This is a genomic window from uncultured Roseobacter sp. (assembly GCF_947492555.1).
Classification (GTDB): Bacteria; Pseudomonadota; Alphaproteobacteria; order Rhodobacterales; family Rhodobacteraceae; genus Roseobacter.
The window spans coordinates 33,891-57,587 of sequence record NZ_CANLNE010000001.1 but is presented as its reverse complement, the minus strand read 5'-3'; the positions used below and the strand labels follow the sequence as shown (position 1 = coordinate 57,587).

The window sequence follows — 23,697 nt, the reverse complement described above, 5'->3', positions numbered from 1 at the left end:
GAGCAAACGACATGGTTTTTGACTTTCTAAAGCGCGGTGCACCGCTGGACGCTCCCGAGCAGAAAGCGAGCGCCACCGGGCCTGTCGTGGCCTACCAGACCTCGGGCCGCGTGGCCTGGAGCCCGCGCGATGCCGTGTCGCTGACCCGGACGGGGTTTTCCGGCAACCCGGTGGGGTTTCGGTCGGTCAAGCTGATTGCCGAGGCGGCGGCGGCGCTGCCGCTGGTGCTGCAGGACAGCGAGCAGCGCTATGATGTGCATCCGCTGATTGATCTGGTGGCGCGGCCCAACCCGATGCAGGGCCGGGCGGAATTGCTGGAGGCACTCTATGCCCAGTTGCTGCTGACCGGGAATGGCTATGTCGAAGCGGTGGTAAATGAGGAAGCAGCCCCGGTGGAGCTGCATGTTCTGCGGTCGGACCGCATGAGCGTGGTGCCGGGCGCCGATGGCTGGCCGATTGCCTATGAATATGCCGTGGGCGGGCGCAAACATCGTTTTGATGCCAGCGGCGCGCAGGTGCCTGTCTGCCATATCAAGAGTTTTCACCCGCAGGATGACCATTATGGGTTCAGCCCGATGCAGGCGGCGGCCATGGCGCTGGATGTGCACAATTCTGCCAGCCGCTGGTCCAAGGCGCTGCTGGACAATGCGGCGCGTCCGTCGGGGGCGATTGTCTACCGGGGTGCCGAGGGGCAGGGCACCATGGCGCACGACCAGTACGAGCGCCTTGTGAACGAGATGGAGAGCCATCATCAGGGGGCACGCAATGCGGGCCGTCCGATGCTGCTCGAAGGGGGGCTTGACTGGAAGCCGATGGGCTTTTCGCCGTCGGACATGGAATTCCAGAAGACCAAGGAAGCCGCCGCACGGGAGATCGCACTGGCCTTTGGGGTGCCGCCCATGCTGCTGGGCATTCAGGGCGACGCGACATACGCCAACTATCAGGAAGCACACCGTGCTTTTTATCGCCTGACGGTATTGCCCCTTGCGACCCGTGTGACCGCGGCGCTGGCGCAGTGGCTGGCGGGGTATACGGGCGCGCAGCTGACGTTGAAACCGGATCTGGATCAGGTGCCTGCACTGGCGGCGGAACGGGACGCGCAATGGAGCCGCGTGGCCGAGGCGGATTTTCTGAGCCAGGCCGAAAAGCGCGCGCTTCTGGGGCTGCCAGCGGTGAGCGCCGATGAGTGATCCTGGTTTTGAGCGGTTCGAATGTGCGCCGGGGCTGCGGTTGCAGGCCCACGAGCGGGTCGCCCAAATCCAGCATGACAACCTCATCCGCCGGCTCGACCGGGTCGAAGAGATGATGGAGCGGTTGGAGAAAAGGCTGTGGCTGACCGTTTACGGGATCGTTGCGATGATCCTGGGGCAAGCGCTGCAGTCGGTGCTGGTGGCGGTGCCATGAGCGGGGGAAGAGAGACAATGATGAGGAGTGGACCCATGGATATTGAGACAGGGCTGGAGCGCAAGTTCGCCCGATTTGGCGATGCGCTGGCCGTCGAGGACGGTTGCGTGATCAGCGGATACGCCAGCCTTTTTGGTGCGGTGGATCAGGGCAATGACGTGGTTGCGGCGGGGGCTTATGCTGCCTCGCTGTCGACGCTGACAGCCAAGGGCACCAAGGTGAAGATGCTGTGGCAGCACGATCCGACCCAGCCCATCGGGATCTGGGATGAGGTGCGCGAAGATGGCAAGGGTCTCTGGGTCAAGGGGCGTCTGCTCGACAGTGTCGCCAAGGGGCGCGAGGCCGCAGCGCTGATTGACGCGGGCGCGATCGATGGGCTGTCCATCGGGTACCGTACCCGGAAGGCCACCAAGAATTCCAAGGGCCAACGGCTCTTGACCGAACTGGAGCTTTGGGAGGTGTCACTGGTGACCTTCCCGATGCTGCCCAGTGCGCGGGTTGCGGGCAAGTCGGAGGAGACCGACCTTGACCGTTCCCTGCGTGATATGGCCGCCGTCTTTGCGGGCGCGCGCGCTGATCTGGCGCGCCGCTAACGCGCACCTGTCGTCCGGGTCGCACGAGGGGTTCGTGCGGCTCTCACACAACACCATAGAGGATTTGCCCATGAGCAAGACCGCACCGAAGGCGGCGGGTGGGGAAGGTTTGTCCCCCGCTGAGGATGTCAGGCAGGCCGTGACCGGCTTTGTCACTGATTTCAAAAGCTTCCAAACCGACATTGAATCAAAACTTCAACAAACAGAAGAGCGACTGACCATGCTGGACCGAAAGACACACACTCCCCAACGCAGCCCTCTTGCAGGCGCTGTCGATGCTGGCGCACCCCATCAGAAGGCCTTTAATGCATATCTGCGTTCCGGCGATGATGACGGCCTGCGTGGCCTTGAGATGGACGTGAAGTCGCTGTCCACAGCGGTGAACTCGGACGGCGGCTACCTCGTTGATCCGCAGACGTCGGATACCGTGAAGTCGGTTCTGAACGCAACCGCGTCCATCCGCTCCATTGCCGCCGTGGTGAATGTCGAGGCGACGTCCTATGACGTTCTCGTCGATCACACCGATGTAGGCGCGGGTTGGGCGACAGAGGCCGGTTCCACAACGGAAACGGACACCCCGCAGCTCGACCGCATCACCATTCCGCTGCATGAGCTGAGCGCACTGCCGAAAGCATCCCAGCGTCTGCTGGATGACAGCGCGTTCGACATCGAGACATGGTTGGCAAGCCGCATCGCGGACAAATTCGCGCGGGCCGAAGCCGCAGCCTTCGTTAACGGTGACGGTACCGATAAGCCCATGGGCTTTCTGAGCCACGCCTCCGTCGACAACGACGTCTGGACCTGGGGCAACCTTGGTTATGTTCCAACAGGTCAGAATGGCGACGTGAATGCGGATGCGATCATCGACCTGGTCTATGCGCTGGGGGCGGAATACCGCGCCAATGCAACCTTCGTGATGAACTCCAAGACAGCGGGTCTGGTGCGCAAGCTCAAGGACAATGACGGCCGCTTCCTGTGGTCGGATGGTCTGGCAACGGCAGAACCTGCCCGCCTGATGGGTTATCCGGTGCTGATTGCCGAGGACATGCCTGATGCGGCGACGGACGCCAATGCGATTGCCTTTGGCGACTTTGCAAACGGCTACACCATCGCTGAACGCCCCGATCTGCGCGTCCTGCGCGACCCGTTCAGCGCCAAGCCGCATGTCCTTTTCTATGCGACCAAGCGCGTGGGCGGTGATGTCAGCGACTATGCCGCCATCAAGCTGCTGAAATTCGGCACCTCCTGAAGGATGTGACGATACCGGTGCCGGGGGATGCCCCCTGGTGCCGGGCCGGGTGCGTGCCGGAACGTTTGTGTTGTCTAGCTGCTCCCCTCCGACCGAGCAATGCAGATGGGTGCGCGCCCGGTTCCTGAGTGGTGGAGCACAAGTAATTGGAGACATTCGATGATGTTGATCGAAGAAACGACGGTGCCGGATGCGGCTCTACCAGTCGAGGAATTCAAAGCGCATCTGCGGCTGGGCACCAGCTTTGGTCAGGATTCTGCGCAAGACGAGGTATTGAGCGGGTTTTTGCGGGCGGCCATGGCGGCGATTGAATCGCGCACCGGCAAGGTCTTGATGACCCGGCCTTTTAGCTGGTCGCTGACCTTCTGGCGCGATCGGGATTCGCAGATCCTGCCGGTTGCACCTATTTCGGCGCTGACGCGATTGTCGACCATTGCACGCGATGGCAGCGAAACCGAGATTGATGCCACGCAGTACTGGCTGCAGCGCGACAGTCAGCGGCCCCGTCTGCGGTCCGTTGGTGCGTGCCTGCCAGTGATCCCGCAAAACGGGTCGGCCTCCATCGAGTTCGAGGCGGGCTACGGTCCGACGTGGCAGGATCTGCCCGCCGACTTGCGTCAGGCCACGTTGTTGCTGGCCGCGCATTACTACGAGTATCGCGACGAGACGTCCTTGAGCGATGGCTGCATGCCCTTTGGCGTCAGCAGCCTGATCGAACGTTACAAGGTGATGCGCCTCGGGCCGGGAGCGATCCTGTGAAAACGCCTCGTCTGAACCGCCAGCTTGTGCTCGAGGCCCCTCAGCGGATTGAGGATGGCGCGGGCGGATATGTCGAAACCTGGCAGTCGCTCGGGACACTCTGGGCGCAGGTCACCGCGCGTTCCGGTCGGGAGCTCGCGCAATCCGGCGCATCGGTTTCGGCCATGAGCTACAAGATCGTCATCCGGGGCGCGCCCTTCGGAGATGCCAAGCGGCCAAGGCCGGAGCAGCGATTTCGCGAAGGTGAGCGGGTGTTCGTCATCAAGGCCGTGGCTGAGAATGACGCAAATGGCCGGTACATCACCTGCTTTGCAACAGAGGAGAGTACGGTATGAGTTACGCCATGTCGGGCGCGCTTCAGGCCGCCATATACGAGGCCCTCATTAATGATGCGACCCTTGGCGGATTGATCGGCCGGGATGTCTATGATGCGGTACCCACTGGTGATTTGCCCGAAACCTACGTGAGTCTCGGGCGGGAGCAGGCGCGTGATGCGTCCGATCAGACCGGTAACGGCGCGCTGCATACGGTCGAGATTTCAGTCTTCACCACGCAGCCAGGATTTGCCGGTGCCAAGGCGGTCGCGATGGCGATTTCGGATGCGTTGCAGGATGCCGATCTGGCGTTGAGCCGCGGGCGTCTTGTCTTTCTCAGATTTCAGCGGGCCGAGGCCCGGCGGATCGACTCCAATGCCGGGCGCGAGATCCGGATGCGGTTTCGAGCCCGCGTCGAAGATGAATAACCTTTAGACTTCAAACAGGAGATAACCCATGGGTGCTCAGAACGGAAAAGACCTTTTGGTGAAGGTCGACATGACGGACAGCGGTTCGTTCACCACACTGGCAGGTCTGCGTGCCACGCGGGTCAGCTTCAACGCTGAAACGATTGATATCACCAGCCTGGAAAGCCAGGGCGGATGGCGCGAGCTGCTGTCCGGGGCCGGGGTTCGGTCGGTATCGATCAGCGGGTCGGGCGTGTTCCGCGACGCGGACACCGACGAGCGCGCGCGTCAGCTGTTTTTTGACGGCCAGGCGCCGAGCTTTCAGGTCGTGATCCCTGATTTCGGCGTTGTCGAGGGGCCGTTCCAGGTGACTTCCATCGAATACGGGGGCAGCCACAATGGCGAGGCAACTTATGAGTTGTCGCTGGCAAGTGCTGGTTCTCTGAGCTTCACGGCGATCTGATCATGGCAAATCCCTGGAGGGGCGATGTCGCCTTGGTCATAGATGGTCAGTCTCATGTGATGCGTCTGACATTGGGGGCGCTGGCAGAGTTGGAGGCCGCGCTGGAAGCGGATTCGCTGATGGCGATGGTCGAGCGTTTTGAGGGCGGGAGTTTCACCAGTCAGGATGTCCTTGCGCTGTTACGCGCGGGGCTGACGGGCGGGAAATGCGGGGTGTCCGATGATGCCCTTTACCATGCGCAGATTGAAGGCGGTCCGATCGCAGCGGCAAAGGCAGCGGCAGAGCTTTTGGCGCGGGCCTTCACGGTGCCTGCGGCATGAGTCAGCTGGACTGGCCCGCCCTGATGCGGGTGGGGCTGCGCGGACTGGGCTTGCATCCGGATGTGTTCTGGGCGCTGACGCCTGCCGAATTTCAGTTGATGCTGGGCGATCCGACAAAATCCGGACCGCTGTTGAGCACCGGTTTGGAGGCCCTGATGACGGCCTATCCGGACAAGGACAATAAGGACGATTGCGATGACGGATGAGAGCGGTTTTGAAGATCTGGAAGGGCGCGCGGAGGGGCTAAACGACACGTTGGGCCAGACCAGTGTTCTCGTCTCGGGGTTCGATAGCGAACTGCGGCGGATGAAGACGTCGCTGGAGGCGACAGGGCGCGATATTGCGGCCCTGGAACGCGGCCTGACCCGCGGATTGCGGCGTGCGTTCGACGGCGTCGTTTTCGATGGGGCGAGTCTATCGGATGCGTTGAACACCCTTGCCAACAGCATGGTGGACACGGCCTACAGCGCCGCCATCAACCCGGTGACAAAGCATGCCGGTGGGCTGTTGGCGCAGGGTGTCGACGGGCTGTTGGGTAGTATTCTGCCCTTTGCAGATGGCGCCCCTTTTAGTCAGGGTCGTGTGATGCCCTTTGCAACCGGTGGGATCGTCAGCGGTGCCACACCTTTTGGCATGCGTGGCGGTATGGGCGTGATGGGCGAGGCGGGTCCGGAGGCCATCATGCCGCTGGCCCGTGGTCCGGACGGCAAACTCGGCGTGCGCGGCGCAGGCGGCGGTGGACAAAGCATCGTTATGAACATCTCGACCCCCGACGTTCAGGGGTTCCAACGCAGTCAGGGGCAGATCGCTGCCCAGATGACCCGTGCCCTGGGGCGCGGGCAACGCAACCGGTAACGGGAGGGGAGCAGGATTATGCAGTTTCATGAAGTCAGATTTCCAGCCACGCTGAGCTTTGGCTCTGTTGGCGGTCCGGAACGCCGTACGGATGTTGTGACGATCAGCAACGGATATGAAGAGCGCAACTCTCCATGGGCGCATTCGCGCAGGCGGTATGACGCAGGGATGGGCATGCGGTCACTGGATGACATCGAGACTTTAATCGCCTTCTTCGAGGCGCGTTTCGGCCAGCTTTTCGGGTTTCGCTGGAAAGACTGGTCGGATTATCGTTCGTCCAAGCCGTCGCTGGACATCACCGCCTTCGATCAGGCCTTGGGAACCGGGGATGGCGTGCAAACCGAGTTTGCGCTGCAAAAGACCTACCAGTCGGGCGCCCATGGATACAGCCGCCCAATCAGCAAGCCGGTTGCGGAAACCGTGCGGGTTGGTGTGGCTGGTGTCGAGCTGCAGGAAACCATTGATTACGCGCTCGATCTTACGAGCGGCGCAATCACCTTTTCACAGCCCCCAGTCGCTGGCGCCGATGTCACCGCAGGGTTTGAGTTTGATGTTCCGGTGCGTTTTGACACCGACCGCATTCAGACCAGTATCGCCAGTTTTCAGGCTGGCGAAGTGCCCAATGTCCCTATTGTGGAGGTACGCATCTGATGTCGCAAATGGATGCAGGATTGCAGGCCCATCTTGAGGGCGGGCTGACCACCGTGGCGCACGCATGGGCTATTGAGCGCAAGGATGGTGTTATACTTGGCTTCACCGATCATGACCGGGAGCTGACCTTCGACGGAATCACCTTTCGCGCGGATACAGGCCTGAGCGCCCTGGCGCTGTCACAGAGCACGGGCTTGTCGGTGGACAACACCGAAGCCCTTGGGGCGTTGAGCGATTTGTCGATCCGCGAGGATGAGATCGAGCAAGGCCGTTTTGACGAGGCTGAGGTGCGCGCTTGGCTGGTGAATTGGAATGACGTATCGCAGCGTTGGCTGCAGTTCCGTGGCACGATTGGTGAACTGCGGCGCGCGGATGGTGGTTTCCAGGCAGAGTTGCGGGGGCTGACTGAGTTACTGAACCGCCCGCTGGGGCGCGTTTACCAGAAGCCGTGTACGGCCGTCCTGGGCGATGGGGCATGTCGGTTTGATCTCACGGCGCCGGGGTATTCCATCGACTTGCCGATTGAGACGGTGACCCAGGCCCGCGTGTTTCGGTGGGCAGGCTTCGGCGGATTCGATGCAAGCTGGTTTGCGCGGGGGCGGTTGGAAGTTCTGACCGGGTCGGCAAAAGGCCTTTGGGGAATGGTCAAGCAGGACCGGTTCGAAGGCGCTGACCGCGTGATCGAACTTTGGGAGCCGATGCGCAGCCCGCTGGAGGCTGGCACTGTCGTGCGTCTGATCGCCGGATGCGACAAACGCAGCGAAACCTGCCGTGTGAAGTTTGCAAATCTCGCCAACTTCCAGGGCTTTCCGGATGTCCCGGGCGAAGACTGGATGATGGCGGTTCCGAAATCCACGGGCGCGAACACCGGTGGGAGCCTGAGATGACACCGCTTCAACAAAATATCGTGACTGAGGCACGGGACTGGATTGGCACGCCCTATGTCCACCAGTCAGCAGTCAAGGGCGCGGGCACTGATTGTCTTGGGCTGTTGCGGGGGATTTGGCGGGTGCTTTACGGCGATGAGCCCGAAAGCGTGCCAGCCTATTCCATGGATTGGTCCGAACCACAGGGTGAAGAACGTTTGTGGAATGCTGCATTGCGCCACCTGCACCCGAAAGACGTGAAGGATGAGGCCCCGGGCGACGTTCTGCTTTTCCGCATGCGCAGCAGTGCGGTGGCCAAGCATCTGGGCGTCGTCGGGCGCGTTGGCTCAAACCCGAGCTTCGTTCACGCATATTCGCGCTTTGGTGTGGTGGAGAGCTCTCTCAGCCTGCCGTGGCGCCGCCGGGTGGTTGCTCGGTTTACATTTCCTGAGGAGGCCAGCTGATGGCGACGCTAGTTCTTTCTACTGTAGGCGCTGCGGTTGGCGGCTCCATCGGGGGTACGGTGGCAGGTCTATCGACGGCCGTCATCGGGCGGGCTGTTGGGGCAACCATCGGTCGCGTGATCGATCAGAAACTCCTGGGTCAAGGCTCCGATGTTGTCGAGACGGGCAAGGTCGACCGGTTCCGGATTTCGAGTGTTGGTGAGGGGGAAGCGTTGGCCCAGGTCTATGGGCGCATGCGTCTGGGTGGACAGGTGATCTGGGCATCGGACTTTGCCGAGACCGTCACAGTGGCAGGTGGCGGTGGCGGCGGCAAGGGTGCCCCAAGCCAGCCAAAGTCGCAAACCCGCAGCTATTCTTACTCGGTCAATCTGGCCATCGCCATTTGCGAGGGTGAAATCACGCGTATCGGGCGGATCTGGGCCAATGGCGAAGAAATTGCACCGGACGACTTGAACATGCGAGTCTACCGTGGCGCGGCTGATCAGTTGCCGGACCCGGTGATTGAGGCAATCGAGGGGACCGGTATGGTTCCGGCCTACCGTGGCACAGCCTACGTGGTTTTTGAAAACCTCTCGCTGGAACGGTTCGGAAATCGGGTGCCTCAGTTTTCCTTCGAGGTATCACGCCCGGAACAGGTTACCGAACCCGATGCGGATCAGGCGCTGACCTATGCAATCAAAAGCGTGGCGGTGATACCCGGCACGGGAGAGTATTCGCTGGCCACGACGCCGGTGCATTACACCAGCGGTCCCGGTAGCCGCTGGAGCGCCAATGTGAACACCCCGGCAGAGAAGACTGATTTTGCAGCGTCACTGGAGACGTTGAGCGACGAACTGCCAAATTGTCAGGCGGCATCGCTTGTCGTTTCCTGGTTTGGTAATGATTTGCGCTGCGGAACCTGCGAAGTGCGTCCAAAGGTTGAGAAAAAGCAGTACGAAGGCGAAAACATGCCTTGGTCGGTCGCGGGGTTGAACCGGAGTTCAGCCGAGGCAATGCCGCTGGAAAACGAGCGCCCAATTTATGGAGGGACGCCGACCGATCAATCCGTAGTACAGGCCATTCAGGCGATGCATACGGCGGGCAAGGAAGTGTTGTTTTACCCCTTCATTCTGATGGATCAATTGAGCGACAATGTCCTGCCGAACCCTTACGCCCCGGAAGAAACGCAACCACGGCTACCATGGCGTGGACGGATTACGCTCTCTGTGGCACCTGGCGTCGCGGGATCGCCTGATGGGACTGCAGGCGCAGATGCGGAAGTCGAGGCGTTCTTCGGAACAGCGAAGGCTGCCGATTTTACAACTTCCGGAACATCTGTTGTGTACAGCGGACCTCAAGAGTGGTCGTTTTCCCGGTTTATCCTGCATTATGCGGCGCTCTGCAAAGCTGCGGGAGGGGTCGAAGCGTTTTGTATCGGCACCGAGATGCGCGGCCTGACGCAAATCAGAGGATTGGGAAATCGCTTTGTTGCCGTTGAGCACTTGCAAGCACTCGCCGCCGACGTGCGTAGTATTCTCGGCCCTGACGTCAAAATCAGTTATGCTGCGGATTGGAGCGAGTACTTTGGCTATCAGCCGCAGGATGGGTCGAATGATCGGTATTTTCATCTCGACCCGCTGTGGGCGGATCCCAACATCGATTTTATCGGTATCGACAACTACATGCCGATGTCGGACTGGCGCGAGGGGGATGACCACCTCGATGCCGATGTCGGGTCCATTTATGATCTCGATTACCTGCGCGGCAATATCGCCGGGGGTGAAGGGTATGATTGGTATTATGCCTCGGATGAGGATGCGGCAGCCCAGATCCGAACGCCCATTGAGGACGGTGCGCACAACGAGCCATGGATTTATCGGTACAAGGATATCAAGAACTGGTGGTCAAACGAACATTACGAGCGCATTGGAGGGATTAGGGCTGCCACAGCGACCCCTTGGGTGCCGAACTCCAAGCCGATCTGGTTCACTGAAATGGGCTGTGCATCGGTTGATAAAGGCACAAATCAGCCCAATAAGTTCCTGGACATGAAATCCTCCGAAAGCAGCCTGCCGAAGTTTTCGAACGGAGCGCGGGACGATTTTGTTCAGGCACAGTACCTGCGTGCGATGGTGACATTCTGGGGCGATGAGACCAATAACCCGGTTTCCGCCACCTACGGTGGGCCAATGGTAGACATGGATCGCGCCTTTGTCTGGGCATGGGACGCGCGCCCGTATCCCTATTTCCCCAATAATTCAGCGCTTTGGAGCGATTCGGAAAACTACGCGCGCGGTCATTGGATTAATGGAAGAACGTCAGCGCGGTCTCTGGCGTCTGTCGTAAGCGAGATTTGTCATAAGGCCGGTGTCTTAGATTTCGACACGAGCCAGCTTTACGGAAATGTCCGTGGGTACCTGGTCAACGACGTGAACGATGCACGTGCATCACTGCAGCCTCTGATGCTGCGCTATTCCTTTGATGCTGTGGAGCGTGATGGCCAGTTGGTTTTCCGCATGCGGAACGGTCAGAACCCTGTGCCGCTGGATCGGAGTATTCTGGCGCTGAGTGATGAGCTGGACGGGACCGTTGAACAATCGCGCTCGGCACAGGCCGAGATGGCAGGACGTGTAAGGTTGCGTTTCGTTCAGGCCGATGCCGATTTCGATGTGCTTGCCGAAGAGGCTGTTTTGGCGGACGAGCGCACGCATTCTGTCTCCACCTCTGAAGTCCCGATTGCGCTGACCCGCGGAGAGGGGCGGCAAACTGCCGAAAGGTGGTTGACCGAAGCGCGCATCGCCCGCGATGCGATACGCTTTGCCCTGCCGCCCTCCTGCCTGACCATGGGGGCGGGCGATGTCATTGAATTGCAGGCCGATCAATCGGAAGGGCGAGCCTTGTACCGCATAGACCGAGTTGAACAGGGGATGCTCCAGATTGTTGAAGCCATTCGGATTGAGCCGGATGTCTATACCTCGGCTGAAATGATCGATGATATGCCCAGCCCCAAGGCTTTTGTACCGCCGGTACCGGTTTCACCACTGTTTATGGACCTGCCTTTGATCACTGGAGACGAAACACCGCACGCCCCCCATGTCGCGGTGACTGCACAACCCTGGCAAGGGTCCGTCGCGATCTATCAGTCTCCGAGCGATAGCGATTTCAGGCTCGCGAGCCAGATCTCTGCGCGCTCAATCATAGGCACCACACAGTCAGACATGTTTGCAGCACCTGCCAGCCTTTTGGATCGGGGCGCACCTCTTGAAGTCAAGCTCATCAGTGGAACTCTGAGTTCAGTTGATGTTCAGGCGATGCTGAGTGGTGCCAATCTGGCCGCCATTGGAGATGGTACGCCGGACAATTGGGAAGTTTTTCAGTTTGCGGATGCGGAACTGGTGGACAAGGATACCTACCGCCTCTCCCGCAGATTGCGAGGACAGGTCGGCAGTGACGGTCTGATGCCGGATGTCTGGCCAACAGGTTCTTGGTTCGTCTTGCTGAACGGCTTTCCGGAGCAACTGGAGATCAGCCGGAATTTACGGCGCGTGGAACAGACCTATCGTATAGGTCCAGCGCGTCGTTCTGTGGATGATATTTCCTATGTTCAGGAGGCGCATGCCTTCAACGGAAACGGCGAACGGCCTTACGCGCCGGTACATCTGCGAACACACCGTACCTCGGATGGGAGTGTCGCCGCGACCTGGGTGCGTCGCACGCGATTGGATGGCGATGGATGGGATGTACCGGAAGTACCTTTGGCCGAAGAAGGAGAAACCTACTCGGTCCGTGTGCGGCAAGGCGAAGCTATATTGCGGGATGCAATCGTTCACTCTCCGGAATGGACGTATGCGCACGCCGATCAGTTGGCGGATGGCGCCGTTGGGACAGTTGTCGTGGAGGTTGCGCAGGTTTCCGCCGTTTTTGGAACCGGATTGTCGCGGCAAACAGAGGTCACACTTTGAGGACTTGTTGCGCAGTGAGGCACGTAGAGAATGACGTTACATGGTATTCAATTGCCACGTTAGCTGTGTTTGTCACAGGCGCTGATTGATCCATTCAAAACTGGAATAGAATACATCACAGGTTTGCGTTTGGTTTTTGCTTACTAGATAAAGTAAGTAAGAACTGGTGCAAAAGGATGATGGCAATGGCTGAACTGAAACCAAAGATCACCCAGGTCGATCCGGCGTGGGATCAGATATGTGCTGAAGCGCGGCAGGCTGCATTGGACGAACCCCTGATGGGGGGATTTCTGCACGCCTGTATCCTGCATCATAAAAGCATCGAAAAAGCGCTGTCTTACCGTATTGCAGCGAAGTTGGCGTCGAATGAGATGTCCATGGTTGTGGTGCGCGAGATGGTCGAAGACGCTTACGCGAGCGATCCGACTCTTGTTCAAGCTGCCCGTGCAGACCTCGCCGCGATTTACGAGCGTGACCCGGCCTGCCATCGCCTCTTGCAGCCCATCCTCTATTTCAAAGGGTATCAGGCGATGCAGGCTTATCGGGTCGGCCATCACCTCTGGTCAAAAGGCCATCGCGATCTGGCGTACTTTGTCCAGATGCGTGTCTCTGAAATCTTTGGCGTGGACATTCACCCGGCGGCCCGCATCGGCAAGGGCATCATGATCGATCACGCCCATTCTATCGTCATTGGTGAGACAGCGGTGGTGGGCGACAATGTCTCGATGTTGCATTCGGTGACGCTTGGCGGGACCGGCAAAGAAGAAGAGGACCGTCATCCCAAGATCGGCAATGGCGTGTTGATCGGTGCCGGTGCAAAGGTGCTTGGGAACATCAAGGTCGGGCATTGCAGCCGCATCGCTGCAGGTTCGGTCGTTCTCGAAGAAGTTCCGGCCTGCAAGACCGTCGCGGGTATTCCTGCAAGGATCGTTGGCGAGGCCGGATGTGATCAGCCCTCGATTTCGATGAACCACATGTTTGGCCCGGACAATCAGTAGCTGAACGACAAAATGCAAAAGGCCGGGTGTTTTGCACCCGGCCTTTTTTGCGTTTGCGCTGCGGTTACGCGAGCATTGTCATCGGGGTCTCGAGGTTTTCCTTGATTGCCTGCAACAATTTCGCACCCAATGCGCCGTCGATGACGCGGTGATCGACAGAAAGCGTGACGGACATGACCGTCGCCACCGCGAGTTCTCCGTCTTTTCCAACAATCGGTTTTTTCACGCCCGCGCCGACGGCCAGAATAGCGCCATGTGGAGGGTTGATAACCGCATCGAAGTTGTCGATGCCGAACATCCCGAGGTTCGAGATGGCAAAGCTGCCGCCCTGATACTCGCGCGGCGCGAGCTTCCGATCCCGGGCACGCCCGGCGAGATCTTTCATTTCTGCTGACAGCGCGGAGAGCGATTTCATCTCGGCGTCTTTCAGGACGGGTGTGAACAGCCCGCCTTCAATGGCAACGGCCACGGCAACGTCGGAGGGTTTCAGTTTTAGCATCCTGTCGCCCGCCCAAACGGCATTTGCGTCCGGCACGGATTGCAGCGCCAGGGCGCAGGCCTTGATGATGAAATCGTTGACGGAGAGCTTCACGCTGCGGCTTTCAAGCTGCTTGTTCAGCTCGCCCCGGAACTTCAGCAGTGCATCCAGTTCGATGTCCCGACGCAGATAGAAATGCGGGATCGACTGTTTGGCTTCTGTCAGGCGCGCCGCAATGGTTTTGCGCATGCCGTTGAGGCTGATTTCCTCGTAGTCGCGCCCATCGTACATCGCCATGACCGCGTCCGCCGCCGGGCCAGCGGCCGGTGCCGCAGCTGCAGGAGCCGCTGCAGGCGCATTGGCGGCGGCTGGTTTGGGGGCCGCACTGGCGCCCTCGACGTCCGCTTTTATGATCCGACCATGCGGGCCGGAACCTTTGATATCCGCGAGGTTCAGACCCTTGTCAGCCGCAATCCGACGTGCCAGCGGAGAGGCGAAGATCCGGGTGCCATCTGCGGCCTGTGGGGCAGGGGTACTGCCTGCTGCCGGAGCAGGGGCGGGCGCCTCGGAGGCCGCAGGGGCCTCCTCGTTGCCCGCGTCGGCGGCTTGTGTCGCCTTCGGCGTGGGCGTCGACGTGTCGATATCATCGGCACTTTCGCCTTCTTCCAGCAAGACCGCGATGGCGGTGTTCACTTTCACACCTTCGGTGCCCTCGGCCACGAGGATCTTGCCGATGGTGCCTTCATCGACGGCCTCGAATTCCATCGTGGCCTTGTCGGTTTCGATTTCGGCCATGATGTCGCCGGAGGAGACGGTGTCACCTTCTTTAACGTGCCATTTGGCCAGCGTGCCCTCTTCCATGGTAGGGCTCAGAGCGGGCATGAGGATTTCTGTCGGCATCTGATGCGCTCCTTACTTGTAGGTGACTTGCTTCACGGCAGCGACGACCTCGTCAGTGGTCACCAGCGCGAGTTTTTCAAGGTTTGCCGCATAAGGCATGGGCACATCCTTGCCTGTGCAGTTGATCACCGGGGCATCCAGATAGTCGAAGGCCTGCTGCATGATGACGCTTGAGATATAGTTGCCGACGGAGCCCTGTGGCCAGCCTTCTTCAACCGTAACGCAGCGGTTGGTCTTCATCACCGATTTGAGAATGCTGTCTGTGTCCATCGGGCGTAGGGTACGCAGATCGATGACCTCGGCGGAGATGCCTTCCTCTGCCAGCTGATCGGCGGCGGCGAGGGCATAGCTCATGCCAATACCGAAGCTGACGATGGTCACGTCCGAGCCTTCGCGCCAGATGCGTGCCTTGCCGAACGGTACCGTATAGTCATCGAGATCCGGTACGTCGAAGCTGCGCCCGTAGAGGATTTCGTTTTCCAGGAAAATCACCGGGTTGGGATCGCGGATCGCGGTCTTCATCAGGCCTTTGTAGTCGGAGGCGGAGTAGGGCATCGCGACCTTCAACCCCGGTACCTGCATGTACCAGGCCGCGTAATCCTGACTGTGCTGCGCACCCACGCGGGCGGCGGCACCGTTGGGACCACGGAAGACCATGGGCGCACCCATCTGACCACCGGACATGTAGAGGGTTTTTGCGGCTGAGTTGATGATCTGGTCGATGGCCTGCATGGCGAAGTTGAAGGTCATGAATTCGACAATTGGGCGCAGACCGCCGAAGGCTGCCCCTGTGGCGATCCCGGCAAAGCCATGTTCGGTGATCGGCGTGTCGATCACGCGTTTGGCCCCGAACTCATCGAGCATGCCTTGGCTGATCTTATAGGCGCCTTGGTATTCGGCAACCTCTTCTCCCATCAGGAAGACGCTGTCGTCGCGGCGCATCTCTTCGGCCATGCCATCGCGCAGCGCCTCGCGGACGGTTTGCTGTTTCAGCGTGGTGCCTTCCGGCCAGTCGGGCGTGCTGTCTGTTTGGGGCGCTGCAGGGGCAGGGGCGGGCGCCTCGGAGGCCGCAGGGGCCGCCTCGTTGCCCGCGTCGGCGGCCTGTGCCGCCTCCGGTGCGGGCGTCGATGTGTCGATATCATCGGCACTTTCGCCGTCTTCCAGCAAGACCGCGATGGCGGTGTTCACCTTCACCCCTTCGGTCCCTTCGGCCACGAGGATCTTGCCGATGGTGCCTTCATCGACGGCCTCGAATTCCATCGTGGCCTTGTCGGTTTCGATCTCGGCCATGATGTCGCCGGAGGAGACGGTATCGCCCTCCTTAACCAGCCATTTGGCCAGCGTGCCTTCTTCCATTGTTGGGCTCAGAGCGGGCATGAGAATTTCTGTTGCCATGGATCAAGCCTCCTGCGGAACTTCTGTGGCGTAAATATCGGTCCAGAGCTCTTCGACAGCCGGCTCCGGTGAGGTTTTGGCGAACTCAGCGCTGTCGTTCACGATTTCCTTGATCTCTTTGTCGATCGCCTTGAGATCCTCATCGCTGGCATGTTTGCCGGTGAGCAGAAGCGAACGAACCTGTTCGATCGGATCCCGCTCGTCGCGCATTTTCTGCACTTCTTCGCGGGTCCGGTACTTGGCCGGGTCGGACATCGAGTGCCCCCGGTAGCGATAGGTCTTGATCTCGAGAATATAGGGGCCGTCGCCGGAGCGGCAGTGCGCCACGGCCTTTTCGCCCGCTTCTTTGACTGCCAGCACATCCATGCCATCCACGGCCTCGCCGGGAATGCCAAAGGACTTGCCGCGTTCGTAAATTTCAGCGGAGGAGGTGGAGCGTTGCTGCGACGTGCCCATCGCATATTGGTTGTTTTCGATGACAAACACACAGGGCAGTTTCCACAGGGCGGCCATGTTAAAGGCCTCGTAGACTTGGCCCTGGTTTGCAGCACCATCCCCGAAGTAGGTGAAGGTGACCCGACCGTTTTCCTTGTACTTATCCGCAAAAGCGAGGCCCGCGCCCAGCGGCACCTGCGCCGCAACGATGCCGTGGCCACCATAGAAATGCTTCTCCTTGGAGAACATGTGCATGGAGCCGCCCTTGCCCTTGGAATAGCCGCCTTCGCGACCCGTCAGTTCGGCCATCACGCCGTTGGGGTCCATGCCGCAGGCCAGCATATGGCCGTGATCGCGGTAGGAGGTGATGCGCTTGTCGCCTTCTTCTGCTGCCGCCTCGAGGCCAACGACGACCGCTTCCTGCCCGATGTAGAGGTGACAGAACCCACCAATCAGCCCCATGCCGTAAAGCTGGCCCGCCTTTTCCTCGAACCGCCGGATCAGCAGCATATCGCGGTAATAGGCCTTGAGCTCTTCCGCAGAAACATTCGGTTTTTTGGTGGATTTTCGCGGTGCCATCTGAGCGGTTCTCCCTCGTCTCACCCGGCTACGGGCAGATAGTTTAGCGTTAAACTATTCTTTATCGGATTCGCGCGCGTAAGGCGAGGGGCAATCTGACGCGTGGTCAGCAGCCCGTTTAATTGTCAGGTATTAGGGCGCTAAGCGCTTAGCGGATAACGATTTCATCCGCGCGGATCATGCCAAGAACAGATCGTGCCTGTTCGTCCAGAAGGTCCAGATCGAGAAAGTTATCTGACAGTCGTTGGGTCAGGTTCTCCATTCGGACGACTTCTTGCTGCACGTGGGTCAGTTGTTTTTGCAACGCATCGGCTTCGGCCACGATCTCGGCGCGGCGGAACAATCCGAAATCGCCCTGTACGGCAGCGAATGTGAAATAGGTAGCCAACCCCAACGCAAGCGTGAAGAACACGAATGTACCGAATGCAGGTCGGGGTGTGCGGGTCATCTGCCGTGCCTCTTGGTCGCCTCTTACCGGGCGTGGTAGTACTATCGCACAGGCACCGTGAAAAGGGAATCCCCTTTGTCACATTTCCTTTGAAAAACAGGCGGTTTCGCGCGGGTTGCTGGCGGAGTCCGCGTCAGTCGGACAGCGCTGCAACCCCCGGTAGCTCCTTGCCTTCCATCCATTCCAGGAAGGCGCCGCCAGCGGTGGAGATATAGGTAAAGTCCGCTGCCGCACCGGCCTGATTGAGTGCGGCGACCGTATCCCCACCGCCCGCAACCGAGATCAACTGGCCTGCCTTGGTCAGGCGCGCGGCCTCTGCAGCGGCGGCGTTTGTCGCCTGATCGAAAGGCGCAATCTCGAAGGCCCCAAGGGGACCATTCCAGATCAGTGTCTTGAGATCGGCAAAAGCCGCACAGACAGATTTTGCGCTTTCGGGGCCTGCGTCCAGCACCATCTGATCTGCGGCCAGGACCGTATCGGCGCCGAGGGGCAGGGCGTCATGATCGGCACCGGCTTTGAACTCCCGCGCGACCAAACCGTCCACGGGCAGGAGCATGCGGCAGCCGGTTTTCTCTGCCTCCGCCATGATCGCCCTGGCCGTGTCGATGAAATCGGGTTCCTGCAGGGATGCGCCCAGTTGCGCGCCTTGAGCGGCGAGGAAGGTGTTCGCCATGCCGCCGCCGATCACCAGCAGGTCCAGTTTACCCACCAGATTTTCAAGCAGCGCGATTTTTGTCGAGACCTTTGCGCCGCCCACAACGGCGCCGACGGGGCGTTCGGGATGGGCCAATGCGCTTTCGAGAGCGGACAACTCGGCCTGCATCAAGCGACCCGCGCAGGAGGGCAGCAGATGCGCGACGCCGGTTGTCGAGGCATGGGCACGGTGCGCGGCAGAGAAAGCATCGTTACAGAACACGTCACCCAAGCTGGCGAGGAACTGCGCCATGCTGGGATCATTGGCCTCTTCCCCCGCGGCAAAGCGGGTGTTCTCCACCAATACGACGGTGCCGGCGGGCAGGGCTTTCAGGGCGTCAGCATCGGGGCGTTCGACGAAAGTGACGTCCTGACCGAGGGCCGCCTCCAGCGCGGGCAGGGTCACCCGCAGCGACATTTCGGGCACGACCTTGCCTTTGGGGCGTCCGAAGTGGGCCAGCAGGATCGGCAAACCGCCCGCCGCCAGAATATCGCGAATGGTTGGCACGATCCGATCAATGCGGGTGGTGTCGGTGACCCGGCCATCCTCGACCGGTACGTTGATATCCACCCGCACCAGCACCCGTTTGCCTGCAAGCTCCATATCGTCCAGCGTCTTCCAGCCCATCACCCGATCCTTTCGTCAAAATTGCCCCCGTGTTTTGCGCGTATGACCGCTTGCGTCAATGACCTGCTTGGCATTCAGCGCCACAGGATTTAGGTAATCGGCCAAGCAAACAGACAGGAGCGCCGATATGGCCGAGATCAAAGACCCCGAGAACACAATTCTGATGGAGCTGAAGGGCGGCACCGTGACCATCGAGCTGCTGCCCGATGTGGCCCCGAAGCATGTCGAGCGCATGAAGGAACTCGCGCGGTCCGGCCAATATGACAACGTGGCGTTTCACCGGGTGATCGACGGCTTCATGGCGCAGACCGGCGACGTGCAGCACGGCAACATGGAAGAGGGCTTCAACCTGCGCATGGCGGGCACCGGCGGCTCGGACATGGACAATGTCCCGGCTGAATTCTCCAAGATTCCGCACGCGCGCGGATCAATTGGTGCCGCCCGGTCGCAGAACCCCGACAGCGCCAACAGCCAGTTCTTCATCAATTTCAAGGACAATGACTTCCTGAACGGTCAGTACACCGTTTACGGTCAGGTAACCTCCGGCATGGAGCACGTCGATGCGATCACTCGGGGCGAGCCGCCTGCGGAACCCGACCGGATGATTTCCGTCAAGGTGGCCGCAGATGCATAAGGCGCTCATCGCATCGCTGATGCTGGCCAGCCCGGCGCTGGCCTCGGGTCTTGAGATCGAAGTTGCGGGCGAGGCCAGCGGTACGATCAAGATCGACCTGCTCGAAGATGTGGCGCCCGGCCACGTGGCGCGGATCACGGCGCTGGCAGAAAGCGGCGCCTATGACGGTGTGGTCTTTCACCGTGTGATCGAAGGATTCATGGCGCAGACCGGTGATGTCGAACACGGCAAACGGGGCGGTGACATGCGCCGCGCGGGCACCGGTGGGTCGGAGCAGCCTGATCTGGCAGCGGAATTCTCGGACGTGCCGTTTGACCGCGGCGTCGTGGGTATGGCGCGGGCGCAGAACCCGGACAGCGCCAACAGCCAGTTTTTCATCATGTTCCAGGAAGGGTACTTCCTGAATGGCCAATACACCGTTGTCGGCCGCGTGACAGAAGGGCTCGACGTGCTGGACGCGATCAAGCTTGGCGCCGGCCCCAATGGCGCCGTTATCGGCGAACCAGACGTGATGCAAAAGGTCACCGTGACGGACTAGCGTGTGTGATCCTGACCAGCCCGTCACGAGATACCGGGCGGGCCGGTCAATCGCAGCTTTGACCTGATGCGCTCAATCCCGTTCCCCGTGTTGTAAGGTGGGGTGTGATTGCGTATCCTCGGCCCAACTCCGCACAGGCTGCGATATTCGACGAACCAAGACGGCAAGTGGGGCAACGCCAAAGGCTGCTTCTACAGGAGACGTATTTGAAGCTCGTAATTCATTGCGGCCTGCACAAAACGGGCACCACAAGTTTCCAGAAGTTTTGCTTTGCGAACCGGCTCTTGCTTCGTGATTTTGGAGTTCACTACCCGGAGTATGGCGACCAATTTCAGCACAGCCATGTCCTTTGGGAGGTACAACGAAGAGGCTCGGAAACGCTTGGAGCTTATCTTCAGGAGTGCTTTAGGGAGGCCGAACCCACCTGCCACACGGTGCTTCTGAGTGGCGAGGATTTTGAAAACTGTATCGCGGATGTCGCACTTGCTTCTGAAATCGAGGTATTGGCGCATGAGGCCGGGTTTGACGCGATTTCATGGGTCGTCGTGACCCGGCCAATCGAGGATTACATCTCTTCACTCTATGCAGAGAAGAGTAAGCATGGTGTGGTCCTAAGCCGCGAAGTCGTGCAAAATGCAGCGAAAGAGCGTGGTTGCCTGTACTTGTCGACGATCAACTTCAACTACATCTTCATTTTCGATTTCACGCGCTTCGCCAAGCGTTTCCGACACCATGTATCGGGTCAAGTTATTGAATACGACTTCGACAGTTTCATGGTGGATCATCCGGGCGTCGTTTTGCTACGGCGACTTCTGTCGGAAGATGCATTCACGCAGTTTCAGGCCGCAGCCGAAATCGGCAAGCGGGCTGAAAATGAGCGACTTAACTACGACCAAGTCGAAGCAAACTATGTTGCGACGGCCCTTGGTGTGGAAAGACTAAAAAGCAATTGGTTTCGCCCATTGGCTGCACCCTTCATTTGGCTACGGCTTCGAAAAGCCCGAATACTGCAGAATGGCAGCACCAAGTCAGGCTGAATTGCACGACTGTCGCCGTTCTTCGGGCATAGACGCGCCGGTCCATTCAATATCCCCTTTCGGACGCTGGAAGAGGGAGCGCAAAGGCAAATTGCAGTGGCAAAGCCCACGGTTGCGTGCCCGGAAAAGCTGCATGTGGTGATGATTGCGCGATTCCCCGCACCGTACGGCTGCTTTCTTCCTGAAGATCACCCGGAGATTATCCAGCGACTTGGCGGTCGTAGTCCTCAGCGTCAAACCACCCCAGGGAGGATGTGACTTTCATATCGTCGTTGAGTTCCCATTCCTCCCAACCAGTCACATTCAGTGGATTGCCGGTCTCTGCATGGTGGCCCGTGAAGGTCCACATATAAACGACGTGCGTACCGGCCCCCCGGATACCATCACACGTAAGATGCAAGTCCGGCACATCCGAATGAAAGCCTGCCGCCATCTCGGTGAGCCCGGTATGTCCCACGGAGGGCTCGCCACGGTTGATTGTGATACTGCTGCCGGGCACATGCATGTCGGCAACCTGCGTCGGAATCTTCGAATTCCAAGCGTCTGTATATCGCTTTGCAAGGGCGTCCAGTTGACGTTGTGTAAATGGCATCTTGGCCTCCTAATTCATCGGGGAGGCTATGCATTGCGGGTAAGCTTGGCAAGAAATCCCTTGCCCCGACCAGCCATGCCCAGCGGGGAGGGGCGTGGGGCTGGGAGCTGTCTGACAAGAACCACGAGATATGGTTTCAGTTCGGTTGACTCAAAAAAGGCGCCGCAGCGCGACGCCTTTCGTCTTTTCAGCGCGATCCTTTTAGGATGCGGGATTCGGCTTGGCCGCAGGCGTCGATTTCGCGCCCGGGTTCAGAGGATCGTCCTGACGCTGTACCGATCCTTCGAAATGTGCGCCGCTTTCGATGGCAATGGTCTTGTGAATGATGTCACCCTCGACCCGCGCAGTTGATGTCAGGCGGACCTTCAGGCCGCGAACGCGGCCCACGATGCGTCCGTTGACCACGACATCATCAGCAATCACTTCGCCCTTGATCGTGGCCGTCTCGCCAATGGTCAGCAGATGGGCACGAATATCGCCTTCGACCGTGCCTTCGACCTGGATGTCGCCAGTTGTCTTCATGTTGCCCGTGACGTGCAAATCCGACGACAGCACGGAGGCTGGCGGCTTTGCCTTTGGAGGGCTTGCTTTGTACTCGGCCGGCTTTGGTGTGGCCGGAGCAGAGGAAGACGCCGCAGGTGTGCTTGTGTCAGCTTCGGCCTGTTTGGCGCCCGGTTCGTTGATTTTGCTCTTAGAAAACATCTTTTGCAGCCTTGATATAGATCATTGGGTTTACAGCTTTCCCACCGACACGCACTTCGTAGTGAAGGTGCACGCCGGTCACCCGTCCACTCGCACCCATATCACCGATATGATCCCCGCGCGAGACCCTTTGCCCAACTTTGACGCGAATTTTTGAAAGATGCGCGTAACGGGTTTCGATGCCGAAGTCGTGCTGGATTTTGATCAGGCGACCATAGCCGGACTGCCAGCCCGCGTGGATCACCACGCCGTCAGCCGTGGCATGCAGATCCGTGCCGGCAGGGGCGGCGAAGTCCACGCCCTTGTGCATGCGGCGGCCACCGGTCTTGGGATCACGGCGGAAGCCGTAGTCACTGGTGAACCGAAAGGCGCGTTTCACCGGCATCGCAAAAGGCGCTTTTTCAGCCGCAATGCGGTAAAGGTTCAGCGTGTCCATCTGCTCCAGAATGCGGTTGGCCCGCAGGAAATCAGGGGACACTTCCTCTCCCCGGCTGGAAAAGGACAGCGGTGTCAGCGGGCCGCCCTGGCCGGAATAGCCACGCCGCACCTGGTCCAGAATGCGCTGTGGTGGCATCCCGGCGGCCTTGAACATCTTGTCCAGGGGCTCGACCGACACGGTCATTGCTTCTTCCAACTGGCGGAAGATCTGATCGTTATTCTCCTTCATCAGCTCGATTTCCAGCGCGAGCTCGTCGGCATGGATCAAGGCCTGCTGTGCGTCTGCAACAACCTGATCCCGTTCGGCGGCGGTGCGCGCCAGCGCATCGGCAAGAAAATCAACCGGGACGCCCGCATCCTTGGACGCAGCAAGGGTCTGCGCTGTGCCCTGTGGCGCATCACTTTGCAGCGCCGCCAGCGCCTCGCGCGCAGTCTCGCGGTCTTTCATCTTGCTGCGCAGGGTGGTCTGGATTACCTCGATCCCGGTCTCCAGCTCATGCCGCCGCGTTTCGGACGCCAGCAGTTCCGATTGCATCACGGAAATCTGGTCAAGGGCGGCGTTGAACCGTTCCTGCGCGGCCAGCGCCTCGGCGGCCCGGCCATCGCGCTGCGCGGACAGATCATTCAGGCGGGCCTGATAGGTTACCTGATCGCGCTTTGCCTGTTCGCGGAAGTTGCCAGACCCAATGCTGTCCATCAGCAGAATGGCCGTGGCGATGATCGTCCAGGAGACCAGAAGGGCACCGCCGGCAAAGGCGATCAACTGGGTTTCCGGTTTCAGGCGGATAAATCTTGTATCGGTATCGGATTTGAGAAACACGCGGCGTTCAGGGAAACACTGCTCAAGCAGCCCATGAACCTTGATTGCCAAACGTGTCCGCACGAAGCCGTCCCTCTGCTCGTCTCCCCCGGTGCG

At 59.8% G+C, this 23,697-nt stretch carries 27 protein-coding genes; 19 read left to right on the top strand and 8 right to left on the bottom strand.

The window, feature by feature from the left end; translation table 11 throughout:
* Positions 1 to 11: 11 nt before the first annotated feature.
* From Q1A07_RS00300 to cysE, 16 genes are all read left to right on the top strand, one after another.
* Positions 12 to 1,190, top strand: a complete 1,179-nt coding sequence (locus Q1A07_RS00300; protein WP_299776736.1) for a phage portal protein — start codon at positions 12 to 14, stop codon at positions 1,188 to 1,190.
* Positions 1,183 to 1,404: a hypothetical protein gene (locus Q1A07_RS00295; protein WP_195822524.1), complete on the top strand. Its 222-nt coding sequence runs from the start codon at positions 1,183 to 1,185 to the stop codon at positions 1,402 to 1,404. The genes Q1A07_RS00300 and Q1A07_RS00295 overlap by 8 nt, the downstream gene beginning before the upstream one ends.
* A 35-nt stretch (positions 1,405 to 1,439) precedes the next feature.
* Positions 1,440 to 1,997: an HK97 family phage prohead protease gene (locus Q1A07_RS00290; RefSeq protein ID WP_299776733.1), complete on the top strand. Its 558-nt coding sequence runs from the start codon at positions 1,440 to 1,442 to the stop codon at positions 1,995 to 1,997.
* A 70-nt stretch (positions 1,998 to 2,067) separates the two neighbouring features.
* Positions 2,068 to 3,246: a phage major capsid protein gene (locus Q1A07_RS00285; protein ID WP_299776731.1), complete on the top strand. Its 1,179-nt coding sequence runs from the start codon at positions 2,068 to 2,070 to the stop codon at positions 3,244 to 3,246.
* A 159-nt stretch (positions 3,247 to 3,405) separates the two neighbouring features.
* Entirely contained in the window at positions 3,406 to 4,005 is a 600-nt protein-coding gene (locus Q1A07_RS00280; RefSeq protein WP_299776729.1) for a head-tail connector protein, read from the top strand.
* Positions 4,002 to 4,340, top strand: coding sequence for a phage head closure protein (locus Q1A07_RS00275; RefSeq protein ID WP_299776727.1), 339 nt, complete (start codon positions 4,002 to 4,004; stop codon positions 4,338 to 4,340). The genes Q1A07_RS00280 and Q1A07_RS00275 overlap by 4 nt, the downstream gene beginning before the upstream one ends.
* A complete protein-coding gene (locus Q1A07_RS00270) occupies positions 4,337 to 4,747 on the top strand; it encodes a DUF3168 domain-containing protein (RefSeq protein ID WP_299776725.1) in 411 nt (136 codons plus the stop codon). Before Q1A07_RS00275 ends, Q1A07_RS00270 begins: the two co-directional genes overlap by 4 nt.
* Positions 4,748 to 4,775: 28 nt before the next feature.
* Entirely contained in the window at positions 4,776 to 5,189 is a 414-nt protein-coding gene (locus Q1A07_RS00265) for a phage major tail protein, TP901-1 family (RefSeq protein ID WP_299776723.1), read from the top strand.
* Between the two features lie 2 nt (positions 5,190 to 5,191).
* Positions 5,192 to 5,509 (top strand): gene transfer agent family protein, encoded by a 318-nt coding sequence (locus Q1A07_RS00260; protein WP_299776721.1) that lies wholly within the window; start codon positions 5,192 to 5,194, stop codon positions 5,507 to 5,509.
* On the top strand, positions 5,506 to 5,715 hold the full coding sequence (locus Q1A07_RS00255; protein ID WP_299776719.1) for a rcc01693 family protein: 210 nt from the start codon (positions 5,506 to 5,508) through the stop codon (positions 5,713 to 5,715). The genes Q1A07_RS00260 and Q1A07_RS00255 overlap by 4 nt, the downstream gene beginning before the upstream one ends.
* Positions 5,705 to 6,364 carry a phage tail tape measure protein gene (locus tag Q1A07_RS00250; RefSeq protein WP_299776718.1) on the top strand — a complete coding sequence of 220 codons (660 nt, stop codon included), beginning with the start codon at positions 5,705 to 5,707 and terminating at the stop codon, positions 6,362 to 6,364. The genes Q1A07_RS00255 and Q1A07_RS00250 overlap by 11 nt, the downstream gene beginning before the upstream one ends.
* An 18-nt stretch (positions 6,365 to 6,382) precedes the next feature.
* Complete coding sequence (locus Q1A07_RS00245; protein WP_299776716.1) at positions 6,383 to 7,015, top strand: DUF2460 domain-containing protein; 633 nt, start codon at positions 6,383 to 6,385, stop codon at positions 7,013 to 7,015.
* Positions 7,015 to 7,902, top strand: coding sequence for a DUF2163 domain-containing protein (locus Q1A07_RS00240; protein WP_299776714.1), 888 nt, complete (start codon positions 7,015 to 7,017; stop codon positions 7,900 to 7,902). Before Q1A07_RS00245 ends, Q1A07_RS00240 begins: the two co-directional genes overlap by 1 nt.
* A complete protein-coding gene (locus tag Q1A07_RS00235; protein ID WP_299776712.1) occupies positions 7,899 to 8,345 on the top strand; it encodes a peptidase in 447 nt (148 codons plus the stop codon). The genes Q1A07_RS00240 and Q1A07_RS00235 overlap by 4 nt, the downstream gene beginning before the upstream one ends.
* The gene (locus Q1A07_RS00230; RefSeq protein WP_299776710.1) at positions 8,345 to 12,286 is read left to right on the top strand and encodes a glycoside hydrolase TIM-barrel-like domain-containing protein; all 3,942 of its coding nucleotides are present in this window, start codon (positions 8,345 to 8,347) and stop codon (positions 12,284 to 12,286) included. The genes Q1A07_RS00235 and Q1A07_RS00230 overlap by 1 nt, the downstream gene beginning before the upstream one ends.
* Positions 12,287 to 12,471: 185 nt before the next feature.
* On the top strand, positions 12,472 to 13,284 hold the full coding sequence (cysE, locus tag Q1A07_RS00225; RefSeq protein ID WP_299776708.1) for a serine O-acetyltransferase: 813 nt from the start codon (positions 12,472 to 12,474) through the stop codon (positions 13,282 to 13,284).
* Between the two features lie 64 nt (positions 13,285 to 13,348).
* Here the strand turns inward: cysE and Q1A07_RS00220 are convergent, their stop codons facing one another.
* From Q1A07_RS00220 to Q1A07_RS00200, 5 genes are all read right to left on the bottom strand, one after another.
* Positions 13,349 to 14,662: a pyruvate dehydrogenase complex dihydrolipoamide acetyltransferase gene (locus Q1A07_RS00220; protein ID WP_299776707.1), complete on the bottom strand. Its 1,314-nt coding sequence runs from the start codon at positions 14,660 to 14,662 to the stop codon at positions 13,349 to 13,351.
* 12 nt (positions 14,663 to 14,674) lie between these two features.
* Positions 14,675 to 16,057, bottom strand: a complete 1,383-nt coding sequence (locus Q1A07_RS00215) for a pyruvate dehydrogenase complex E1 component subunit beta (protein WP_299776705.1) — start codon at positions 16,055 to 16,057, stop codon at positions 14,675 to 14,677.
* A 3-nt stretch (positions 16,058 to 16,060) separates the two neighbouring features.
* The gene (pdhA, locus tag Q1A07_RS00210; protein ID WP_299776703.1) at positions 16,061 to 17,071 is read right to left on the bottom strand and encodes a pyruvate dehydrogenase (acetyl-transferring) E1 component subunit alpha; all 1,011 of its coding nucleotides are present in this window, start codon (positions 17,069 to 17,071) and stop codon (positions 16,061 to 16,063) included.
* A gap of 148 nt (positions 17,072 to 17,219) precedes the next feature.
* A complete protein-coding gene (locus tag Q1A07_RS00205) occupies positions 17,220 to 17,519 on the bottom strand; it encodes a septum formation initiator family protein (protein WP_299776701.1) in 300 nt (99 codons plus the stop codon).
* Between the two features lie 133 nt (positions 17,520 to 17,652).
* Positions 17,653 to 18,840 carry a phosphoglycerate kinase gene (locus Q1A07_RS00200; protein ID WP_299776699.1) on the bottom strand — a complete coding sequence of 396 codons (1,188 nt, stop codon included), beginning with the start codon at positions 18,838 to 18,840 and terminating at the stop codon, positions 17,653 to 17,655.
* Positions 18,841 to 18,967: 127 nt separating this feature from the next.
* Here Q1A07_RS00200 and Q1A07_RS00195 point away from each other — a divergent pair, with 127 nt between their 5' ends.
* The 3 genes from Q1A07_RS00195 (at position 18,968) to Q1A07_RS00185 (ending at position 21,049) form a co-directional block, all read left to right on the top strand.
* Positions 18,968 to 19,474, top strand: coding sequence for a peptidylprolyl isomerase (locus Q1A07_RS00195; protein WP_299776697.1), 507 nt, complete (start codon positions 18,968 to 18,970; stop codon positions 19,472 to 19,474).
* A complete protein-coding gene (locus Q1A07_RS00190) occupies positions 19,467 to 20,012 on the top strand; it encodes a peptidylprolyl isomerase (RefSeq protein WP_299776695.1) in 546 nt (181 codons plus the stop codon). Before Q1A07_RS00195 ends, Q1A07_RS00190 begins: the two co-directional genes overlap by 8 nt.
* Positions 20,013 to 20,218: 206 nt before the next feature.
* Positions 20,219 to 21,049 carry a hypothetical protein gene (locus Q1A07_RS00185; RefSeq protein ID WP_299776694.1) on the top strand — a complete coding sequence of 277 codons (831 nt, stop codon included), beginning with the start codon at positions 20,219 to 20,221 and terminating at the stop codon, positions 21,047 to 21,049.
* A gap of 199 nt (positions 21,050 to 21,248) precedes the next feature.
* Here the strand turns inward: Q1A07_RS00185 and Q1A07_RS00180 are convergent, their stop codons facing one another.
* The 3 genes from Q1A07_RS00180 to Q1A07_RS00170 all read right to left on the bottom strand — a co-directional run bounded on the left by Q1A07_RS00180 (position 21,249) and on the right by Q1A07_RS00170 (position 23,664).
* Positions 21,249 to 21,641 carry a nuclear transport factor 2 family protein gene (locus Q1A07_RS00180; protein ID WP_299776692.1) on the bottom strand — a complete coding sequence of 131 codons (393 nt, stop codon included), beginning with the start codon at positions 21,639 to 21,641 and terminating at the stop codon, positions 21,249 to 21,251.
* Positions 21,642 to 21,842: 201 nt separating this feature from the next.
* Positions 21,843 to 22,343: a polymer-forming cytoskeletal protein gene (locus Q1A07_RS00175; RefSeq protein WP_299776690.1), complete on the bottom strand. Its 501-nt coding sequence runs from the start codon at positions 22,341 to 22,343 to the stop codon at positions 21,843 to 21,845.
* Entirely contained in the window at positions 22,333 to 23,664 is a 1,332-nt protein-coding gene (locus Q1A07_RS00170) for a M23 family metallopeptidase (protein WP_299776689.1), read from the bottom strand. Before Q1A07_RS00170 ends, Q1A07_RS00175 begins: the two co-directional genes overlap by 11 nt.
* Positions 23,665 to 23,697 lie beyond the last annotated feature (33 nt).

What these genes read in the sequence shown, in the direction of transcription:
- Q1A07_RS00265 (WP_299776723.1), top strand. Translation starts at nt 4,776, where the DNA reads ATGGGTGCTCAGAACGGAAAAGACCTTTTGGTGAAGGTCGACATGACG.
- Q1A07_RS00175 (WP_299776690.1), bottom strand. Translation starts at nt 22,343, where the DNA reads ATGTTTTCTAAGAGCAAAATCAACGAACCGGGCGCCAAACAGGCCGAA.
- Q1A07_RS00295 (WP_195822524.1), top strand. Translation starts at nt 1,183, where the DNA reads ATGAGTGATCCTGGTTTTGAGCGGTTCGAATGTGCGCCGGGGCTGCGG.
- Q1A07_RS00235 (WP_299776712.1), top strand. Translation starts at nt 7,899, where the DNA reads ATGACACCGCTTCAACAAAATATCGTGACTGAGGCACGGGACTGGATT.
- Q1A07_RS00300 (WP_299776736.1), top strand. Translation starts at nt 12, where the DNA reads ATGGTTTTTGACTTTCTAAAGCGCGGTGCACCGCTGGACGCTCCCGAG.
- Q1A07_RS00270 (WP_299776725.1), top strand. Translation starts at nt 4,337, where the DNA reads ATGAGTTACGCCATGTCGGGCGCGCTTCAGGCCGCCATATACGAGGCC.
- Q1A07_RS00290 (WP_299776733.1), top strand. Translation starts at nt 1,440, where the DNA reads ATGGATATTGAGACAGGGCTGGAGCGCAAGTTCGCCCGATTTGGCGAT.
- Q1A07_RS00230 (WP_299776710.1), top strand. Translation starts at nt 8,345, where the DNA reads ATGGCGACGCTAGTTCTTTCTACTGTAGGCGCTGCGGTTGGCGGCTCC.
- Q1A07_RS00220 (WP_299776707.1), bottom strand. Translation starts at nt 14,662, where the DNA reads ATGCCGACAGAAATCCTCATGCCCGCTCTGAGCCCTACCATGGAAGAG.
- cysE (WP_299776708.1), top strand. Translation starts at nt 12,472, where the DNA reads ATGGCTGAACTGAAACCAAAGATCACCCAGGTCGATCCGGCGTGGGAT.
- Q1A07_RS00245 (WP_299776716.1), top strand. Translation starts at nt 6,383, where the DNA reads ATGCAGTTTCATGAAGTCAGATTTCCAGCCACGCTGAGCTTTGGCTCT.
- Q1A07_RS00215 (WP_299776705.1), bottom strand. Translation starts at nt 16,057, where the DNA reads ATGGCAACAGAAATTCTCATGCCCGCTCTGAGCCCAACAATGGAAGAA.
- Q1A07_RS00280 (WP_299776729.1), top strand. Translation starts at nt 3,406, where the DNA reads ATGATGTTGATCGAAGAAACGACGGTGCCGGATGCGGCTCTACCAGTC.
- Q1A07_RS00285 (WP_299776731.1), top strand. Translation starts at nt 2,068, where the DNA reads ATGAGCAAGACCGCACCGAAGGCGGCGGGTGGGGAAGGTTTGTCCCCC.
- Q1A07_RS00240 (WP_299776714.1), top strand. Translation starts at nt 7,015, where the DNA reads ATGTCGCAAATGGATGCAGGATTGCAGGCCCATCTTGAGGGCGGGCTG.
- Q1A07_RS00180 (WP_299776692.1), bottom strand. Translation starts at nt 21,641, where the DNA reads ATGCCATTTACACAACGTCAACTGGACGCCCTTGCAAAGCGATATACA.
- Q1A07_RS00195 (WP_299776697.1), top strand. Translation starts at nt 18,968, where the DNA reads ATGGCCGAGATCAAAGACCCCGAGAACACAATTCTGATGGAGCTGAAG.
- Q1A07_RS00260 (WP_299776721.1), top strand. Translation starts at nt 5,192, where the DNA reads ATGGCAAATCCCTGGAGGGGCGATGTCGCCTTGGTCATAGATGGTCAG.
- Q1A07_RS00190 (WP_299776695.1), top strand. Translation starts at nt 19,467, where the DNA reads ATGCATAAGGCGCTCATCGCATCGCTGATGCTGGCCAGCCCGGCGCTG.
- pdhA (WP_299776703.1), bottom strand. Translation starts at nt 17,071, where the DNA reads ATGGCACCGCGAAAATCCACCAAAAAACCGAATGTTTCTGCGGAAGAG.
- Q1A07_RS00255 (WP_299776719.1), top strand. Translation starts at nt 5,506, where the DNA reads ATGAGTCAGCTGGACTGGCCCGCCCTGATGCGGGTGGGGCTGCGCGGA.
- Q1A07_RS00250 (WP_299776718.1), top strand. Translation starts at nt 5,705, where the DNA reads ATGACGGATGAGAGCGGTTTTGAAGATCTGGAAGGGCGCGCGGAGGGG.
- Q1A07_RS00205 (WP_299776701.1), bottom strand. Translation starts at nt 17,519, where the DNA reads ATGACCCGCACACCCCGACCTGCATTCGGTACATTCGTGTTCTTCACG.
- Q1A07_RS00200 (WP_299776699.1), bottom strand. Translation starts at nt 18,840, where the DNA reads ATGGGCTGGAAGACGCTGGACGATATGGAGCTTGCAGGCAAACGGGTG.